The organism is Streptomyces sp. WM6386, assembly GCF_000972385.1.
In the GTDB taxonomy this organism is placed as follows: Bacteria; Actinomycetota; Actinomycetes; order Streptomycetales; family Streptomycetaceae; genus Streptomyces.
Genome location: NZ_JXTE01000456.1, coordinates 1 through 491 on the forward strand (window position 1 = coordinate 1; position 491 = coordinate 491).

General features: G+C 68.2%; 1 protein-coding gene. It reads left to right on the plus strand.

Annotation, left to right across the window (positions count from 1 at the left end):
* Positions 1 to 491, plus strand: a 491-nt coding sequence (locus TN53_RS42220) for an ABC transporter permease (protein WP_046264211.1), incomplete at both ends; no start/stop codon positions are given.

Sequence of the window (491 nt, forward strand, 5' to 3'; positions counted from 1 at the left end):
ATCGTGATCTCCGCGTTCGTCCCGCCGGAACAGCGCGGCGCCTGGACGATCGCGCTGGTGCTGGCGATCACCGGCTGGGCCGGGTCGGCTCGCGTCCTGCGCGCCCAGACCCTGTCCCTGCGCAACCGCGACTATGTGCTGGCCGCCCGTGTCGCCGGGGAAAGACCCTGGCGGGTCATCGGCGTCGAGATTCTGCCCAACCTCCTGCCACTGCTCGCCTCCCAGTTCGTGTTCTCAGTGATCGCCGCGATACTGAGCGAGGCCGGCCTGTCGTTCCTGGGCCTGGGCGCATCCTCCTCGTCGACCCTCGGCACGATGCTCTACTACGCGCAGAACGGCTTCGCCCTCCAGCTCGGCGCCTGGTGGTGGTTCGTACCGCCAGGGCTGATCATCGCCCTGTTCGGCTGCGGTCTCGCCCTGGTGAACTTCACCATCGACGAGATCATCAACCCGACGCTGCGGAACCTCCCGCGGCAGGCACGCCCTGTGAC